Raw genomic sequence first — 17,110 nt, forward strand, 5'->3', positions numbered from 1 at the left:
CACCCCGTCGGTGTCGGATGGTCACGACGCGGCGGGGGCGCGGCCGGTCGGGTCGCGGGCGAGCAGGTCGGCCAGGGTCGTGCTGTCCACCACCGTGGCGATCGCCCCGTGCACGGCCAGCCAGACGTCGGTCAGCCCGGCCGCCACCCCGTGGTAGCCGGCCCGCTCGGCCGGCAGTCCGCGTACCGTGGTCAGCGAGCCGCCGACGGCGCGCAGCACGTCCCCCACGCTGATCTCGTCGGGCGATCGGGCGAGCGCGTACCCGCCCTCGGTGCCGCGATGGCTGAGCAGCAGGCCGGCGCGGCGCAGGTCCAGCAGGATGCCCTGGAGAAAACTCAGCGGGATCTCCTGCACCTCGGCCAGGCTGGCCGCCTTCACCAGGTCACCACCACCACCACCACCACCGTCGCCACCACCACCACCGCCGCTACCTTCAGCGGCAGCGGCAGCGGCGGCGGCGGCGACGGCGAGCATGGCCCGGAGGGCGTAGTCGCTGCGCGCGGAGACGTACACGTCACTGACCAGCCTGGTCCAGCACACCCCAGCGGCGCCGGATCGCCTTGTCCGCCGCACCGAACGCGGCATCCACGACCAGGCCGAGCACCAGGATGACGATCATGGTGGAGAGCAGCCAGGGCGCGTCGGACAGCTCGCGGGAGTAGGTGAGCTGGGCGCCGAGGGAGGTCTGCGAGATGCCGACCACGATCAGCTCGCCGGCCATCAGGCTCCGCCAGGAGAAAGCCCAGCCCTGCTTGAGCCCGGCGACGATCGCCGGCAGCGCGGCCGGTGCGATCACGTACCGGTAGAGGTTGAGCCCTCGGGCGCCCAGGTTGCGGCCCGCGCGCAGGAGCAGCGGCGGCACGTAGTCCACGCCGGAGATCACGCCGTTGGCGATGGACGGCGCCGCGCCGAGCACCACCACGAAGAAGATCGCCTTCTCGCTCAGCTCGAACAGCAGGATGGCCAGCGGAAACCAGGCTATCGACGGCATGGTCTGCAACGCGGTGATCATCGAGCCGATGGCGGCCCGGAGCACCGTGGACCGGGCCACCGCCAGGCCCAGGAGCAGGCCGACCGCGACCGAGAAGATGTACCCGACGGCGGCCCGGCGCAGCGTGGTGAGCAGGCCCTCCCAGAGCTGTGGGCCCTGGGCCTGGGTCAGCAGTTCGCGGCCGACGACCAGCGGCCCCGGCAGCGAGTACGGCGGCTTCCAACCCGACCAGACCACCAACTGCCAGGCCGCGATGACGATGGCCAGCGCGGCCAGCTTGGGCCAGGTGGCGGCCCAGACCCGGGTGCCCCGGGAGATCTCCTTCTCCCGGCCGACGATCTCCAGCGCGTCGAGGCCGGAGATCTGCGCGTCGGTGCGCGCCGTGCTGGTGAGGGTGTCACTGGCCATGGCGGCCCACCTCCGTACGGAGCCGCTCGGTGACCTCGGCGGCGATGGCGGCGACCTCGGGGGAGTCGATCCGCCGTGGGCGCGGGATGTCCACAGTGGTGGAGTAGATGATCCGACCGGGTCGGCTGGAAAGCAGGATGATCCGGTCGGCCAGCCGGGCTGCCTCGCGGACGTTGTGCGTCACGAAGAGCACCGAGAGTTTGCGCTCGGACCAGATCCGTTCCAGCTCGTCGTGCAGGATGTCCCGGGTCATCGCGTCCAGCGCGCCGAACGGCTCGTCCATCAGCAGCACCGGGGTGTCGAGGGCCAGCGTGCGGGCCAGCGCGACCCGCTGCCGCATCCCACCGGAGAGCTCGTGCGGGCGCTTGCGGCCGAAGTCGGCCAGGTGCACGGTGCGCAGCAGCTCCGCCACCCGCGCGCGCCGCTCGGCCCGGGGCAGCCCGCGCAGCTTCAACGGGACCTCGACGTTGCCGTCGACGGTCAGCCAGGGAAAGAGCGCCGGCTCCTGGAACATCAGCCCGGCGCTGGCGTCGCCGGCCAGGGCGATCTGCCCACCGCTGGGCCGATCCAGCCCGGCGACCAGGTTGAGCAGGGTGCTCTTGCCGCAGCCGGAGGCGCCGACCAGGCAGACGAACTCGCCCGGCGCCACGTCCAGGGACACGCCGTCCAGGGCCAGTACGGCGTTCCCTCCGCGTCCGTACACCTTTGTCACGTCGGAGAGCGCGACCGCGGTGGTCGCGCTCCCCGGCGCCGTCGTGGTCGACGTCATGGCTGGATGACCTCGGGCTTGCCCTGCGCCTTGAGCGCGTTGTTGAGGTACGTCAGGTCGTACAGGCCCTTGAGGTCCACCGGGTCGGTCAGCTTCACCTCGACGGCGTGGTCGAGCCCGGCCTTGAGGGAGCTGGGGATCGGGTCGTTGGTGAACTCCAACGTCGTCCACGCCTGCTTGATCAGCTTCAGGTCCAGCGGCTTGCCGGTGATCTTGCCGATGGCGTCGGAGATGGCCTGCTGGGCCTCGTCCGGCTTGCTGTTGACGAACTCGTTCGCGGCCACCTGGCCGTCGACCAGCTTCTGCACCACGTCCGGGTGTGCCTTGAGGAACTTCGTGCTGACCAGCAGGTTGGTGATGACGAACTTCTTGTCCGGCCAGAGGCCGCGCTCGTCGACCAGCACCTTGCCGCCGGCGTTGACCAGCCGGGAGACGAAGGGCTCGGGCACCCAGGCGGCGTCGATCGCGCCGCTATTGAACGTCTCCACCGTCTGGGCGTTCTCCTGCGGCACGATCTTGACGTCGCCGCCGCCCTCCTTGGTGGTGGTGAGCCCCTGCTGCTTGAGCCAGTAGCGGACCGCCACGTCCTGGGTGTTGCCCAGCTGCGGGGTGGCGACCTTCTTGCCCTTCAGGTCCTGCGGGCCGTTGATGCCGGGCTTGACGACCAGCGCCACGCCACCGGAGGCGGCGCCGGAGACGACCCGGACGGCTTCACCCTTGGACTTGGAGAACGCGTTCACGGTCGGGTTCGGACCGATGTAGGTGGCGTCCAGCGCACCGGAGAAGACGGCCTCGATGGCGGCCGGGCCGGCGTTGAACGTCTTCGGGTCCAGCTTCACGTTGGCGCCGAGCTTCTCGGCGAAGATGCCCTTCTCCACGCCGACGACCGCCGGCGCGTGGGTGATGTTGGGGAAGTAGCCGAGGCGCAGCGTCACCGGGCCGGAGCCGCCGCCCGCGGCCTCGCTGTCGTCGCCGCACGCGGCGGTGCTGCCCAGGGTCGCCGCGCCGACCACGGCGAGGGTGGCCAGGCTGACCATCCGGCGCAGGGGGAGCCGCCTCATCGTCCGTCCAATCCGCAGTATTCCTACTTACTTGGTAGGAAGACTGGGGCAGGCCGCACGCAGCGTCAAGACTCATCCACATGCCGGGACAGCGCGTCCCAGATATGTCGGCATCTCCCACCAGTTTGCTAGGGCATCCGAAGTTCGGGCCGGAAGGTGCTGCCCCTGGTGGCCGATCCGGTGGAGGCGGCTCCGCGGAGGTCGCCGGTGGTGGAGGTGCCGACGCGCTAGGGTCGATCCCGTGGCGGCGCGGAGATCCAGAATTCCAGCGACGAAGTACCCGGTCGAGCGGTTCACCCTCGACAACGGCCTGCGGGTGGTGCTCACCCCCGACCGCAGTGCTCCGGTGATCGGGGTGGCGGTGGTCTACGACGTGGGCATCCGCTCCGAGCCGGAGGGGCGCACCGGCTTCGCCCACCTCTTCGAGCACCTGATGTTCCAGGGCTCGGAGAACCTGGAGAAGCTGGCCCACTTCCGGCACGTGCAGGGCGCCGGGGGCACCTTCAACGGCTCCACCCACCTGGACTACACCGACTACTTCGAGACGCTGCCGAGCAACGCGCTGGAACGCGCGCTGTTCCTGGAGGCGGACCGGATGCGCGGCCCCCGGCTGACCGAGGAGAACCTGCGTAACCAGGTCGACGTGGTCAAGGAGGAGATCCGGGTCAACGTGCTCAACCGGCCGTACGGTGGCTTCCCGTGGCTGACGCTGCCGCCGGTCATGTTCGACACATTCCCGAACGCGCACGACGGCTACGGCTCCTTCGACGACCTGGAGTCGGCGACCGTCGCCGACGCCGCGGACTTCTTCCGTCGCTACTACGCCAGCGGCAGCGCGGTGCTGGCGGTCAGCGGCGACATCGACGTGGCCGAGGCGACCGAGCTGGTCACCCGCCACTTCGGCGACGTGCCGGCCCGTCCGGCGCCGCGGCGACCCGACTTCACCGAGCCCGACCTGACCGCCGAGCGGCGTACCTCGTACACCGACGCGCTGGCGCCGCTGCCGGCGGTGGCCGGCGCCTGGCGGGTGCCGGACCCGGTCACCGACTTCGCTGCCTACCTGCCGTACGTGGTGCTGGCCGAGGTGCTCACCGACGGCGACGCGTCGCGACTGGTCGAGCGGTTGGTCCAGCGCGACCGGACGGTGACCAGCCTCGGCGGATACCTCGGCTTCATGGGCGACCCGTTCGACGTGCGCGACCCGACCGCGCTGCTGCTCCAGGCGCACCTGCCGCCCGGTGGCGACGTGGACAAGGTGCTGCGCACCATGGACGAGGAACTGGAGCGGCTGGCCACCGACGGGCTGACCGAGGGGGAACTGGCCCGGACCCAGGCCCGGATGGCGACCCACCTCCTGCGGGACACCGACGCGGTGCTCGGCCGGGCGCTGCGGATGGCCGTCCTGGAACAGCAACGCGGCGAGCCGGGTCTGCTCAACGATCTGCCCCGGCTGGTCGGCGAGGTCACCGAGGAGCAGGTGCGCGCCGCCGCGGCCACCCTGCGCCCGGAGCGCCGCGCCGCCGTCGAGGTCATCGCCGGAGGTGCCCGATGAGCGCCGCCACCACCGTCCCCACCGGGCCGCGTACGCTGCCCCCGCTCGGCCCCACCCGCAAGCTCAAGGTGCCCAAGCAGGCCGAACGCACGCTGCGCAACGGCCTCACCGTGATCGCCGTACGCCGGCCCGCCGTGCCCCTGGTCGAGCTGCGGCTCTGGGTTCCCTTCGGCCGGGCCCACCTGGCCCGCGGCGCGATGCTCTCGCAGACCATGCTCTCCGGCACCGAATCGATGACCAGCGTGCAGATCGCCGCCGAGTTGCAGAAGGTGGGCGGAGGCCTCTCGGCGGGCGTCGATCCGGACCGGCTGATGCTCTCCGGCGCCGGCCTGGTCACCGGGCTGGACCGGATGCTGGAGCTGCTGGCCGAGGTGCTGACCGGGGCCAGCTACCCCAGCGGGGAGGTGGCCATCGAGCGGGACCGGCTGGTCGACCGGATACAGGTGGCGCAGAGCCAACCGGCGCACCTGGCCCGGGAGGCGCTGCTGAAGCGGATTTACGGCCGCCACCCGTACGCGACGCAGACGCCGGAGCTGGGCCAGATCCGCGCCGTCCGACCGGCGGCGCTACGCACCCTGCACGCGGAGCGGGTACACCCGGCGGGCGCGCAGTTGGTGCTGGTCGGTGACGTGCAGCCGGAGAGGGCCCTGGACGCGGCCGAGCGGGCCCTCGGTGGCTGGGCCGGCGCGGGGCGCACGGCCGAGCTGCCGGCCACCCCGCCGCTGGAGTCGGGGCCGCTACTGCTCGTCGACCGGCCCGGCTCGGTCCAGTCCTCGGTGCGGATCGCGCTGCCGGCCGTGCCGCGCACCGATCCCGACCACGCCCCGCTGCAACTGGCCAACCTGATCTTCGGCGGCTACTTCTCCTCCCGGTGGGTGGAGAACATCCGCGAGGACAAGGGCTACACGTACGGCCCGCACTCGGTGATCGAGCACTCGGTGGCCGGGTCGGTACTGGTCGCCGGCGCCGAGGTGGCCACCGAGGTCACCGGTCCGGCGTTGCTGGAGACGACGTACGAGCTGGGTCGGCTGGCGTCGCTGCCGCCGAAGCCCGAGGAACTGGAGCAGGCCCGCCAGTACGCCCTCGGCACCCTCCAGCTCGGCATGTCCACCCAGGCCGGGCTGGCCGCGTTGACCAGCGCGTACGCCGGCAACGGCCTGCGCCTGGACTTCCTCGCCGAGTACGCGTCCCGGCTCGCGAAGGTGACCACCGACGACGTCGCGCGGGTGGCGGCCCACCACCTCGCGCCAGCTCGGGCGGCGGTCGTGGTGCTCGGCGACGCCGAGCGGGTCGCTCCGGGGTTGGCCGCGCTGACCGCGGTCCGGACCGAGCCGGTGCGGCAGTGAGCCGGACGTCCGCGCCGGCTGCGGAGGGTGCGGCGTGAGTGGGGAGACGGCGCCACCGCTGGCCCGGTCCACGCTGGACCGGGCCGCGCACCGGCGGGGCGATTCGCGGTGGCTGACCGAGGCGTGGTTGCGTGCCCGGGTGCTGCTGCTCGACTCGACGGACGAGGGGCGGACGCTGGCGCACACCGACGCGTCACCTCCGGCGCTGGTGCTGTTCGGGGCGGCGGACGTGCCGGTCGGGTCGGAGTCGATCGCGATGTTCCTCGGTGTCGAGCCGGACGGGGTGCCGGTCTTTGCGGTCGACACGCCGCTGCCGGTGCTGCCGGGCACACGGGCGGTCAGCCTGCGCGAGGTGGGGCATCTGCTCGGCGACCGGGAGGCCGGCCTCTTCACCACCGCGCTGGCGCTGGTCAACTGGCACACCCGGCACGGCTACTCGGCGGCCACCGGAGCACCGACCGAGATGGACGAGGCCGGTTGGTCCCGGGTGGACCGCAACGGCGGGCGGATCTGGCCGCGTACCGACCCGGCGATGATCGTGCTGGTGCACGACGGCGTCGACGGCCCGGACGGGCGTTGCCTGCTCGGCAACAACGCCGGCTGGCCGGGGACCCCGGGCGGCCGGCGCTACTCCTGCCTGGCCGGCTACGTGGAGCCGGGGGAGTCGGCGGAGGCCGCCGTGCTGCGCGAGGTCCGCGAGGAGGTGGGCATCGGGGTCGAGCGGGTCGGGTACGTGGGCAGCCAGGCGTGGCCGTTCCCCGGTTCGCTGATGCTGGGCTTCCTGGCCACCGCCGACCCGACCGATCCGGTGCAGGTCGACCCGTCCGAGATCGCGTACGCCCGCTGGTTCACCCGGGGGGAGATCGGGGCGGCGCTGGCCGGGAAGACCGTGGATGTGGGTGACGGGGCCCAGTTGATCCTGCCGCCGCCGTCGTCGATCGCGCTGTTCCTCATCCACCGCTGGCTGGACGGCTGGGTGGACGCCGACCGGTGAACACGGTCCCGGCCCGTGGCCGCCGTTGCCGCGGCGGTCACGGGCCGGGAACACGGGCCGTCGTGGTCGGCTGGGGCGAAAACGCGGCGGGGGAGCCGTTCCGACCACGACGGACGTCTCGTGGGTCAGGTGCTGGTGCGGCCCGGTCTGTGTCGGAACGTGGGTCGGGCTTCGCCCAGCGGCAGGACCTTGACCCGTTGCCTGCCGGCGCGGACCGCGCCGACCGTGGCGAGTGCCCGGGCCAGCAGCAGCGCGGCGTCCCGGTCCTCGGCGTGCACGATCTGGCGGCGTGGCTCGGGGGCGGTCGTCTCGTCGCGGAGTCGGTGGCCGTCCGCCCAGGCGGCGGCGATGTCCCCGTCGGCGACGGCGCGGATGTCGGTGCGAACGATCAGGAACCGCATGAGGGTCTCCGGATGAACCGCGACGAATGAGTCGGTGTGGAAGTTCCACGTACTCGATCGCCATGTTACGCCGCGTGTTCGTCCCAGCAACTGAAACGCGCCTATTGGTTTCGAGCCTCGTCCGATCGGCGGATGCCTGGTCAGCGGGGTCGGCGGTGGGTAACGCGACGGGGCCGCCGGCAGCGCGCCGACGGCCCCGTCCCGGTCACCGGATCAGTTCGGATCGAACTGGCCCTTCTTCGCTCCGGCGATGAAGCCGAGCCATCCCGCCCGGTTGAACAGCAGCACCGGGCCACCCCGGTCCTTGCTGTCGCGCAGCGCGACCGCGGACGGGCCGGTGCCCAGCGGAGCGACCTCCACGCAGTTGGAGGTCTGGCTGCGCGTGCTGGTACGCCACGGGGCGTCCGACAGCCGGTGGGCGGGGACAGACGGCGTGTTGCGGATGTCGTTCATGGTTCTGCTCCTGATGTGAACCGCTCCGATGGGACAAGTGGTGCCGCACGCCCCGACGGAGGGTCCCCCGTGGATCACCGTTCCGTCAGCCGCCCCGAGGCCCGGCGGCGTTGGGGCGGCGCCGTTGCCGGCCCGAACGCCACTGTGGAAGGGGGCACCGCCTCGGTCAGCCGTCCCGTCGCCTCGATCAGCCAGGAGAGGGTGTCCGAGGCGGTAAGTGCCGCCGTGCATAGCCACTCGAACACCACTTTATAGCGATTTAGCGCGATTGCCTCGGTCGACATGACGTCGGTGAACCCCCCTTCGATGGTCAGCGTCTCCGGATCGAGCGGATCGGCGAACCGGTAGAGGGAGAACGCGGTCGGCGGGAGGTACCAGTTGCCGATCTGGGTGTCCCGGAGCAGCACGTGCAGCGTCACGTTGGGCAGCAGCGCCAGCTCGCACAGCTGGCGAAGTTGCTCGTGCAGCACCTCGGGCGGGCCGGCCCGGCGGCCGAGGGCCGCCTCCTCCAGTACGGCGGTGTAGCGGGGCGCGTCGGGCTCCCGGGTGAGCAGCGTCTGGCGGGCCAGCCGTGCCTGCACCTCGGTCTCCGGCTCCTCGCCCGGCTCCGGCTCACCGGCGCCCTCGGCCACCTGACGGGCCGAGACGATCCGGACCTGCGCGTACCCGGGGGTCTGCAACAGCCCCGGCACCAGCACCGGGTTGTACTCGGAGATCTCCGCGCAGCCCGCCTCCAACTCGGCCCAACTGCGCTGCTGCTGCGTCATCACCGGGAAGTTCTTCAACCAGCCCCGCATGTCACCGGCCTCGCCGGTGATCCCGAGCAGCTCCTCGTGCAGTGCCGCGTCGGCACCGTAGAGGTCGAGCAGAACCCCGACGTCCTGCGGGTCGGGTCGGCTGCGCCCGTTCTCCAGCCGGGACAGTTTCGACGCGGAGGCCCAGCCGATCCGCTCGATGACCTGGTCGCCGGTGAGGCCTGCGGCCTCGCGCAGGCGGCGCAGCTCTGTGCCCAACCGGCGACGACGCAGGATCGGGCTGGGTGCGGCAGGAGGCACGTGTCCTCTTTCCCGTCGACCGCCGCAGACGCGACGGTAACTGTATGAAATTCGCCCCCCACGGTCAGTATGGACGGCGCGGCCGGCGTTGGAGGTTCCGGCGGGGGCGTGTCTTGCGAAAAATGGACCTTTGGTACGCCGACCACGGCGGGCCCCGAGGTCGCGGCCCCGTCGACCACGCCCGCCCGGGCGCGCCATCCCCGCCGGAGGGACCCATGCGCACCGTCCTGCGCCGATCCGATTTCCGTCTGCTCTTCGGGGGCCTGCTGGCCAGCATGACCGCCGAGTCGATCCTGCTGCTCGCGCTCGCGATCTGGGTCAAGGACCTGACCGGCTCCGACGGGCTCGCCGGCGCCACGATCTTCGCCGTCGTCGCCCCGATGACGCTCGCGCCGCTGGTCGGCTGGTTCGTCGACCGCTACCCGCGCCGGCCCTTCTTCGTGGCCGCGAACCTGGTCACCGCGGTGCTGCTCACCCCGCTGTTCACCGTCCGGGACGCGGGCGACGTCTGGCTCGTCTACACGGTGGCAGCCCTGTACGGCCTGTCCCACATCACGCTCAGCGCGGCACTCAGCGGGCTGATCCGGCAGCTGGTGCCGGTTGAGCTGCTGGCCGAGGCGAACGGCGTGCTGCAGACCGTACGCCAGGGGCTGCGGCTGGTCGGCCCGCTGGTCGGTGCGGCGCTCTACGCGGCGGTCGGCGGGTGGGCGCTGGCCGGGATCGGCGTGGTCGGATTCCTGACCGCGGCCGCCGTGGTGACCGCGCTGCCCACCCCGCAGCCGGCGCCGCCGACGGTACGGCTGCGCTGGCCGGCCGAGCTGGGTGCCGGGCTGCGACACCTGGCCGGCGAGCCGGCCCTGCGCCGTGCCCTGCTCGGCTACGGGCTCGGGTCGCTGGTGATGGGCTTCAGCGAGTCGCTCATCTTCGCCTACGTCGACCAGGGGCTGGGCCGGGACGCCGCGTTCGTGGGTGTGCTGGTCACCGTGCAGGGCGTGGGTGGGCTGCTCGGTGGGCTCTGTTCGCCGGCGCTGGTCCGCCGGCTCGGCGAGGTCGGCACGCTGGCCGCCGGGGTCGCGTTCTTCGGGCCGGCCGCGCTCGCGCTCGCGTACCCCGATCTGCGGCTCGGTTTCGCCGCGGTGCTGCTGGCCGGCGTCTCGCTGCCGCTGACCATGGTGGGGCTGCACACGCTGATCCAGCGGCGTACCCCTCCCGGGCTGGTCGGCCGGGTCGTCGCCGAGACCGAGGCGGTGGTCAGCGGGCCGCAGGCCTTCTCCATCGGCGCGGGCGCACTGCTGGTCGGGTTCCTGGACTACCGGGCGCTGTTCGCGCTGGTCGGGGTGGCCACCCTGGTCGCCGGCGGCTACCTCTGGCGGGGCCGGCACCTCAGCGCGCCGCCCGGCGCCCGCCCGCCCACACCGCCGCCCGGCCCGACCCTTCCGGCGCCGCGACGCCCGGCGGACGACGCGGACCAGCAGGTGGTGACCGGGAGCCACCGGTCGCCGCGCCGGTGACGGATACCGGACACGACGAGCGGCCGCCCCGATCGGGGCGGCCGCTCGTCGGAAATGACCCGGCCGGTCAGGCGGTGAGGGTCTCCAGGTGCTGCTTGACCTGGGTGATCGAGGGGTTGGTCAGGGCGCTGCCGTCGGCGAAGCGCAGCGTCGGCACCGTCTGGTTGCCGCCGTTGACGCTCATCACGAACTCGGCGGCCTTCGGGTCCTGCTCGATGTCGACCACCTCGTACCCGATGCCCTCCCGGTCGAGCTGCGACTTCAGCCGGTGGCAGTAGCCGCACCAGGGGGTGGAATACATCGTCAGCATGGTCGGGCCCTCCAACTCATCCGCCGCCGGCTTGCGGATCAAGCCGAGGCTGTTCGCTGCAACGTCCGGGACAGCTGCGATGATTCCTGGTTGTGGCGGTTCACTCAGCGTCGGAAAGCGTGCTCGCCGGGCTGGACCCGGATCAGCGCTCTGCGGTGACCGCACCCGCCGGCCCGGTCTGCATCCTGGCCGGCGCCGGCACCGGCAAGACCCGCGCGATCACCTCCCGGATCGCCCACCGGGCGCTCTCGGGTGAAATCTCCCCCCGGCACGTGCTCGCGGTCACCTTCACCGCCCGGGCCGCCGCCGAGATGCGAAGTCGACTCACCGTCCTCGGGGTGGGTGGTGTGCAGGCGCGGACCTTCCACGCCGCCGCACTGCGCCAGGTGCGCTACTTCGCGCCCCGGCTGCTGGCCGGCCGGGCCATGCCCGAACTGCTGGACAGCAAGGTGCGGCTGGTCACCCTCGCCGCGGCACGGGTGGGCCTGCGGACCGACCGGGCCGCCGCGCGGGACCTGGCCGGCGAGATCGAGTGGGCCAAATCGTCGCTGGTCGAGCCGGGGGACTACGTGGTCTCGGCCGCCCGAGCCCTGCGCGACACGCCGCACGAACCGACGAAGGTGGCCGAGGTGTTCACCGCGTACGAGCAGCTCAAGCGCTCGAACGGCGTAATCGACTTCGAGGACATGCTGCGCGCCGCGGTGTGGGGCATCGAGGAGCACCCGGACGTCGGCGAGCAGGTGCGCGGCCAGTACCGGCACTTCGTGGTGGACGAGTACCAGGACGTCAACCCGCTCCAGCAGCGGTTGCTGGACGCCTGGCTGGGCGGCCGGAACGACCTGACCGTGGTCGGCGACGCCAGCCAGACGATCTACTCGTTCACCGGGGCGACCTCGGCGTACCTGGTCGACTTCCCGCGCCGGCACCGGGGCGCCGCCGTGATCCGGCTGGTTCGGGACTACCGCTCCACCCCGCAGGTGGTCGGGTTGGCCAACGCGGTGATCTCCCAGGCCCGGGGCACCGAGGCGCGGCTGCGGCTGGAGTTGAGCGGGCAGCGCCCGGCCGGCCCCGAGCCGGACCTGCGGATCTTCACCGACGAGCCGGCCGAGGCCAACGCCGTGGCCGCCCGCTGCCGCTCCCTGATCGGCGCGGGCACACCGGCCAGGGAGATCGCCGTCCTGTTCCGGACCAACGCGCAGTCCGAGGCGTACGAGAAGGCACTCACCGAGGCCGCGGTGCCGTACGTGGTGCAGGGCGCGGAGCGGTTCTTCGAGCGGGCCGAGGTGCGCCAGGCGATGGTCGCGCTGCGCGCCGCCACCCGGTCGATCCCGGGCGAGACCCCGCTGCCGGGCGCCGTCGTCGAGGCGCTCACCGCGGTCGGTTGGGCCCCGGACGCGCCCCCGGCCGGTGGCGCGGCCCGCGAGCGGTGGGAGGCGCTGGCCGCGCTGGTCCAGCTCGCCGAGGAGTACGCGGCCACCCAAGAGGTGGTGCCGATCGGCGAGGCGGCGGCGGTCGAGCGGCCGGTCACCCTGGCCGACTTCACCGAGGAACTGGCCCGTCGGGCCGCCCAGCAGCACGTGCCGACCGTGGACGGGGTGACCCTGGCCTCGCTGCACTCGGCCAAGGGGCTGGAGTGGGACGCGGTCTTCCTGGTCGGCCTCGCCGAGGGCACCCTGCCCACCACGTACGCCAAGACCGTCGAGCAGGTCGAGGAGGAACGCCGGCTGCTCTACGTCGGGATCACCCGGGCCCGGCAGTGGCTCTGGCTGTCGTACGCCGCCGCGCGCTCGCCGGGCGGACGGGCCCGGCGGCCGTCGCGGTTCCTGCCCCAGTTGGACGGCTCCGGCGGGACCGAGCGGGCCACCGGTGGCGCCGGTCCGGCCCGCCGCCCCGAACGGCGTCGGACCCAGATCGTCTCCTGCCGGATCTGTGGCGCCACCCTGCTCGCCGGCCCGGACCGCAAGCTGGGTCGTTGCCCCACCTGCCCGTCCGACATCGACGATGAGCTGCATGAACGGCTGCGCGAGTGGCGACAGCGGGTGGCCGGGGCGCAGAAGGTCCCCGCGTACGTGGTGTTCACCGACGCCACGCTGGTCGCGCTGGCCGAGCGACGGCCCGGCCGGCCGGAGGAACTGATCGCGATCGCCGGCATCGGCCCCCGGAAGTTGGGCCTCTACGGCGAGTCGGTGCTCGCGCTGGTGGGGGGCGCGGGAGTGGACGACGTCTGCCCGGAGAAAACTTTCGAAATCTCGTCGTAAATTCGTTTGCCCTCGCCCCGGCGCGAGGAATAACCTCAGAACACACCACGCGAGCGGCGCCATTCCGGCTGCTCACGGGGGGTCGGTCCGGTCGATATACGAGAACGTGAGGGAGGTGGTACCCGTGAGGATCTTCACCTATGAGCGTCTGGCGGTGATGCCAGCTGTCCACGCTCCGTTGTCGGCTGTCCGGGTGGCCCTCGCGGCCGCACGACCGTCGGTTCCGCAGGTGCACCAGGTTCAGGCCGAGCTGAACCTGACTGTCGCCCCCATCGGAGTCGAGGGGACCAGTGGCTTCACGGGCATGGCCATCCAGGGCGCCAAGAAGCGCACGGATGTCCGCGGCGTTCCACCTCGAGGTAGACCGGTCTGACCATCAGACACCGGCTCACCTCGAGGCCGCGGAACCCGCTTACCGGGATCCGCGGCCTCAGTTTTTTGCCCCGCCGAAGTACGTCGGAATGCGATCCATGAGATCGAAGTGTGAGAGAGAGGTGACCGGGCGATGAGTCTGGCGTTGGCCCCCCTCGACGTGAGCGTCGAGATGGAGGCGAACCTGCCCTGCCGGAAGTTCGACCCCGACCTGTGGTTCTCCGACTCGCCTGCCGAGCTCGAGCTGGCCAAGTCGCTCTGCGGGGACTGCCCGCTGCGCGTCGAGTGCCTGGCCGGGGCGGTGGAGCGAGCGGAGCCGTGGGGCGTCTGGGGCGGCGAGATCTTCGAGCGTGGCGCGGTTGTCCCGCGCAAGCGGCCCCGTGGCCGCCCGCGCAAGGAGGACGTCGCACGTGACGCCGCGCTCCGGGTCGAGGCCGAGGCGCGCCTGGCGGCCAGTGGGCTGTCCGAGGTGCGTGGCGCGGTCCGGCTGGCAGCCTGACATGTTCCCGATCCGTACCAACTACGCCGGTGTCGCACCGGCAGCGAGTGAGAAGACGACCATGCTGCACGTACCGACTGGAGCTTTCGAGATGCAACTACTCAACGAAGCGTTGTCCCGGGCTCGAATGCGCCGGCCTCAGGCCGGTCGTACCACCACGAGCACTGAGGCAACCCGATCCGCCCGTACCGTCGCCATGAACAGCCGCAACCAGTCGGCACGCGACCTGGGCGTTCTCTAGTACCACCCACGCAGAAAGGGGCGGGTGCCACCGGCACCCGCCCCTTCGCCGTGCAAGGAAGGGCACCTTCTTAACGCCTGCGGTAGAGGAAGGGCCCCTTCTTAACAACCGGTGCCGGATGGCACCCGCCCTTCTTGGCGTGCGTGCTCAGGCGACCGGGGCGAAGCCGGGCAGCCAGCGCTCCAGGATGCCCCGGTACGGCGCCTTCGCCTCCAACTGGCAGAGCACCCCGATCGACCCGAGCGTCACCCGGTGGATGAGCAGGTACGACGGCGGCAGGTTGAGCTGCCGGCTGAGCTGGTAGGTGGGGGAGCGGGGGCTGGCCAGCCGGGCCGCCTCGGCCCGCAGCCAGGCCCGGGTGAAGCGGAACTCGTCGGCTGCGATGGGCTCCAGCATCGGACGGAGGAAGTCCAGCACCGCCTCGCCGTCGATCTCCTCGGTGGAGCTGACGAAGCCCTCCGACCGCAGCCCCGCCACCACCCCGTCGGCGTCGTTCCGCAGGGCCAGCGCGGCGATGCGACCGATCGGCTCCGGCGTGCCCTCCGGCATCCGGGCCACCGCACCGAAGTCGATCACCCCGAGCCGACCGTCGGGCAGTATCCGAAAATTGCCCGGGTGCGGATCGGCGTGCAGCAGCCCGGCCCGCTGCGGTGCGGAGAGGTGCAGGGTGGCCATCAGGCGGCCGGCCTCGTCCCGCTGCTCCTCGGTGCCCTCGCGGATGATGTCGGCGAGGGGTGTACCCGTCACCCACTCGGTGACCAGCACCCGAGGCGACGCGGAGACCACCGCCGGGATGTAGATCTCCGGGTCGTCGGCGTACGCGGCGGCGAAGGTGCGCTGCGACTCGCCCTCCAGCTCGTAGTCCAGCTCCTCAGTGATCCGTTCGCGCAGCTCGACCAGGAGCGGCTTGACGTCCAGGCCGGGCTGGATGGCCCGGAACATCCCGCCGAGCCGGGAGAGCTGCTTGAGGTCGGCGAGCAGCGCGTCACCGGCGCCCGGATACTGGATCTTGACGGCCACGTCGCGGCTGTTCGGCTCGCCCGAGGGGCCGTACCCGGGCTCACGCCACCGCGCCCGGTGCACCTGGCCGATGCTGGCCGCGGCGGCCGGGGTGTCGTTGAACTCGACGAACCGGTCCCGCCAGTCCGGGCCGAGCTGCTCGGTCAGCACCTTGTGCACGCTGGCGACCGGCAGCGGCGGAGCGGCCTCCTGGAGCTTGGTCAGCGCCTGGCGGTAGGGGGCGGCGATCTCCTCGGGCAGCGCCGCCTCGAAGACCGACAGGGCCTGGCCGAACTTCATCGCACCGCCCTTGAGCTGGCCCAGCACGCTGAAGAGCTGCTCGGCGGTGCGCTGCTGAATCTCCGCGGAGATCACGTCGGAGGCGAGCCCGGTGACGCGCTTACCCATGCCGAGGACGGTCCGACCGGCGAAGCCGAGCGGCAGAGCGGCGAGTTTGGCGGTCCGGGACACGGCCCGGCGCGGGATGTCGGTCACTCGGTCATTGTTACCGACCGGAGGCCCCCGCTGCTGCTGTGCCGCCGGGCTGGTGCCCACACTCGGCTCGGCGAGCACCCGCACGCCGGGTGGGGCGGCCAACCCCGGCGGCGAAACCGGCCCGGGCCGGTGACCTCCGTGGCACCGCCCAGCGTCTCCGGGCTGCCCCCGTCGAGCTGCGCGAGCGCCTCGGCCAGCGCGTACCCGGTGGCCGCGAGCAGTGTGCCGGTGGCGCCGGCGGCGGCCGGCTCGGCGGCCGCGAGTTGGGCGGCGAGCCGCGGCCAGTCCGGGTCGCGGTCGGCCCGGTGCAGCTCCACGCAGTGCAGGCAGGGCCCGGCGGGTGGGCGGACCAGCGGCCCGATCACCGGTACGCCCTCGCGCAGGGTGACCAGCAGGTGCGGCTGGCGGCGTTGGGCGAGACCGGCGGCGAGCAGCGCCGGCGGGCGGTCGGTGCCGAGCTGGATCACCAGGTCGATCCGGGCGGTGCGACCCGGTTGGGTGCCGGTGCCCGGTGCGACGCGGTCGACCGCGGCCCGTACCGCCGGAGCGAGCGGGTCGCCCAGCTCGGCGGCCGGGATGCCGGTGCCGACCAGGTCGATGGGGCGCACCGGACCGGTGAGGTGTGGGATCACCTGTCCGACGCCGGACTGGGCCAGCGCCACCGCCAGGGGCGCGCCGAGCGCTCCGGCCCCGGTGAGCAGCACCCGGGCGGCCTGTCGTCGGCGCAGGCACTGCGCGGGGGTGCCGGGCAGCCGGCCCGTGGCGAGGGCCAGCGCGCCGGCCTCCGCGGCGAGCCGGGCCCGGACCGGCCCGGTCAGCTCGCGGGGGAGCAGGCTGTGCCCGGGCATCAGCAGGCACGCCGTGCGCAGGGCGTCGAGCAGGTCGAGTGCCTCGTCGGTGGTGACCCGGGCGGTGGCCGCGTGGGCCAGCACGGCGCGCTCGCTACGGGTGCCGTCCAGCAGGTCGAGCAGGTGGGCGGCGCGCAGGTTGGCCAGCTCCAGCAGCACGGCGGGCCCGGGGCCGACGCCGAGTTGGAGGGTGTGCCGGTCCCGCCAGAGCCGGCAGAGACCGGGCAGCAGGGTCGGGCGCGGCAGGGCGGTACGACTCATGATGACGAATCGTGACCGCGTCCCTGCGCTCGGTCGATCGTTGTCCACAGGTGGTCGGGCCACTGTCCAGCGCTGTCCACAGGATTCGCCGGGTTATCCACAGCCCGCCGGTACGCGTGTCGGGCACCCGACAGACCGTGGATGACCTCCGGAACGGCAACGGGGGCGGGGGGGGGGGGGGGGCCCCCCCCCCCCCCGCCCCCCCCCCCCGCAAAAAAGGGGGTGGCGGGGGTGGGGGTGGGGAGTTTTACGAAAAACAGAACAAAAACACATGGGCAGGTGAATA

General features: G+C 72.5%; 17 protein-coding genes. 7 read left to right on the forward strand and 10 right to left on the reverse strand.

Annotated features, from left to right (window positions below):
- Positions 1-21: 21 nt before the first annotated feature.
- Genes ACWD6N_RS25065 through ACWD6N_RS25080 form a run of 4 tightly spaced genes read right to left on the reverse strand, consistent with a single transcriptional unit; the run spans position 22 to position 3,229 of the window.
- Complete coding sequence (locus ACWD6N_RS25065; RefSeq protein WP_450005190.1) at positions 22-513, reverse strand: RrF2 family transcriptional regulator; 492 nt, start codon at positions 511-513, stop codon at positions 22-24.
- Position 514: 1 nt separating this feature from the next.
- Positions 515-1,399: an ABC transporter permease gene (locus tag ACWD6N_RS25070; RefSeq protein WP_354963715.1), complete on the reverse strand. Its 885-nt coding sequence runs from the start codon at positions 1,397-1,399 to the stop codon at positions 515-517.
- Entirely contained in the window at positions 1,389-2,168 is a 780-nt protein-coding gene (locus ACWD6N_RS25075) for an ABC transporter ATP-binding protein (RefSeq protein WP_354963716.1), read from the reverse strand. The genes ACWD6N_RS25070 and ACWD6N_RS25075 overlap by 11 nt, the downstream gene beginning before the upstream one ends.
- Positions 2,165-3,229 carry an ABC transporter substrate-binding protein gene (locus ACWD6N_RS25080; protein WP_354963717.1) on the reverse strand — a complete coding sequence of 355 codons (1,065 nt, stop codon included), beginning with the start codon at positions 3,227-3,229 and terminating at the stop codon, positions 2,165-2,167. Before ACWD6N_RS25080 ends, ACWD6N_RS25075 begins: the two co-directional genes overlap by 4 nt.
- A 241-nt stretch (positions 3,230-3,470) precedes the next feature.
- Here ACWD6N_RS25080 and ACWD6N_RS25085 point away from each other — a divergent pair, with 241 nt between their 5' ends.
- Genes ACWD6N_RS25085 through nudC form a run of 3 tightly spaced genes read left to right on the forward strand, consistent with a single transcriptional unit; the run spans position 3,471 to position 7,121 of the window.
- Entirely contained in the window at positions 3,471-4,781 is a 1,311-nt protein-coding gene (locus tag ACWD6N_RS25085) for a M16 family metallopeptidase (RefSeq protein ID WP_354963718.1), read from the forward strand.
- Entirely contained in the window at positions 4,778-6,127 is a 1,350-nt protein-coding gene (locus tag ACWD6N_RS25090; protein ID WP_450005191.1) for a M16 family metallopeptidase, read from the forward strand. Before ACWD6N_RS25085 ends, ACWD6N_RS25090 begins: the two co-directional genes overlap by 4 nt.
- 34 nt (positions 6,128-6,161) lie before the next feature.
- On the forward strand, positions 6,162-7,121 hold the full coding sequence (gene nudC / locus ACWD6N_RS25095) for an NAD(+) diphosphatase (protein ID WP_354963720.1): 960 nt from the start codon (positions 6,162-6,164) through the stop codon (positions 7,119-7,121).
- Positions 7,122-7,246: 125 nt separating this feature from the next.
- Here nudC and ACWD6N_RS25100 read toward each other — a convergent pair whose 3' ends face one another.
- The 3 genes from ACWD6N_RS25100 to ACWD6N_RS25110 form a co-directional block, all read right to left on the reverse strand.
- Positions 7,247-7,522 (reverse strand): hypothetical protein, encoded by a 276-nt coding sequence (locus ACWD6N_RS25100; protein WP_354963721.1) that lies wholly within the window; start codon positions 7,520-7,522, stop codon positions 7,247-7,249.
- A gap of 213 nt (positions 7,523-7,735) precedes the next feature.
- Positions 7,736-7,975 carry a DUF397 domain-containing protein gene (locus ACWD6N_RS25105; RefSeq protein WP_354963722.1) on the reverse strand — a complete coding sequence of 80 codons (240 nt, stop codon included), beginning with the start codon at positions 7,973-7,975 and terminating at the stop codon, positions 7,736-7,738.
- A 74-nt stretch (positions 7,976-8,049) separates the two neighbouring features.
- Complete coding sequence (locus ACWD6N_RS25110; RefSeq protein ID WP_354963723.1) at positions 8,050-9,030, reverse strand: helix-turn-helix domain-containing protein; 981 nt, start codon at positions 9,028-9,030, stop codon at positions 8,050-8,052.
- 215 nt (positions 9,031-9,245) lie between these two features.
- On the opposite strand from ACWD6N_RS25110, the gene ACWD6N_RS25115 reads away from it, so the two are divergent.
- On the forward strand, positions 9,246-10,541 hold the full coding sequence (locus ACWD6N_RS25115; RefSeq protein ID WP_387327681.1) for an MFS transporter: 1,296 nt from the start codon (positions 9,246-9,248) through the stop codon (positions 10,539-10,541).
- A gap of 67 nt (positions 10,542-10,608) precedes the next feature.
- Here ACWD6N_RS25115 and ACWD6N_RS25120 read toward each other — a convergent pair whose 3' ends face one another.
- A complete protein-coding gene (locus tag ACWD6N_RS25120) occupies positions 10,609-10,851 on the reverse strand; it encodes a mycoredoxin (protein ID WP_139582276.1) in 243 nt (80 codons plus the stop codon).
- Positions 10,852-10,943: 92 nt separating this feature from the next.
- On the opposite strand from ACWD6N_RS25120, the gene ACWD6N_RS25125 reads away from it, so the two are divergent.
- From ACWD6N_RS25125 to ACWD6N_RS25135, 3 genes are all read left to right on the forward strand, one after another.
- Positions 10,944-13,109, forward strand: a complete 2,166-nt coding sequence (locus ACWD6N_RS25125) for an ATP-dependent DNA helicase UvrD2 (protein ID WP_354963725.1) — start codon at positions 10,944-10,946, stop codon at positions 13,107-13,109.
- 124 nt (positions 13,110-13,233) lie between these two features.
- Positions 13,234-13,482, forward strand: coding sequence for a hypothetical protein (locus tag ACWD6N_RS25130; RefSeq protein ID WP_354963726.1), 249 nt, complete (start codon positions 13,234-13,236; stop codon positions 13,480-13,482).
- 132 nt (positions 13,483-13,614) lie between these two features.
- Positions 13,615-13,980 (forward strand): WhiB family transcriptional regulator, encoded by a 366-nt coding sequence (locus ACWD6N_RS25135; protein ID WP_074314263.1) that lies wholly within the window; start codon positions 13,615-13,617, stop codon positions 13,978-13,980.
- Between the two features lie 388 nt (positions 13,981-14,368).
- Here the strand turns inward: ACWD6N_RS25135 and ACWD6N_RS25140 are convergent, their stop codons facing one another.
- Complete coding sequence (locus ACWD6N_RS25140) at positions 14,369-15,715, reverse strand: ABC1 kinase family protein (RefSeq protein WP_354963727.1); 1,347 nt, start codon at positions 15,713-15,715, stop codon at positions 14,369-14,371.
- A complete protein-coding gene (locus ACWD6N_RS25145; RefSeq protein ID WP_354963728.1) occupies positions 15,712-16,824 on the reverse strand; it encodes a hypothetical protein in 1,113 nt (370 codons plus the stop codon). The genes ACWD6N_RS25140 and ACWD6N_RS25145 overlap by 4 nt, the downstream gene beginning before the upstream one ends.
- Between the last annotated feature and the right edge of the window lie 286 nt (positions 16,825-17,110).

Source organism: Micromonospora sp. NPDC005163 (assembly GCF_053599835.1).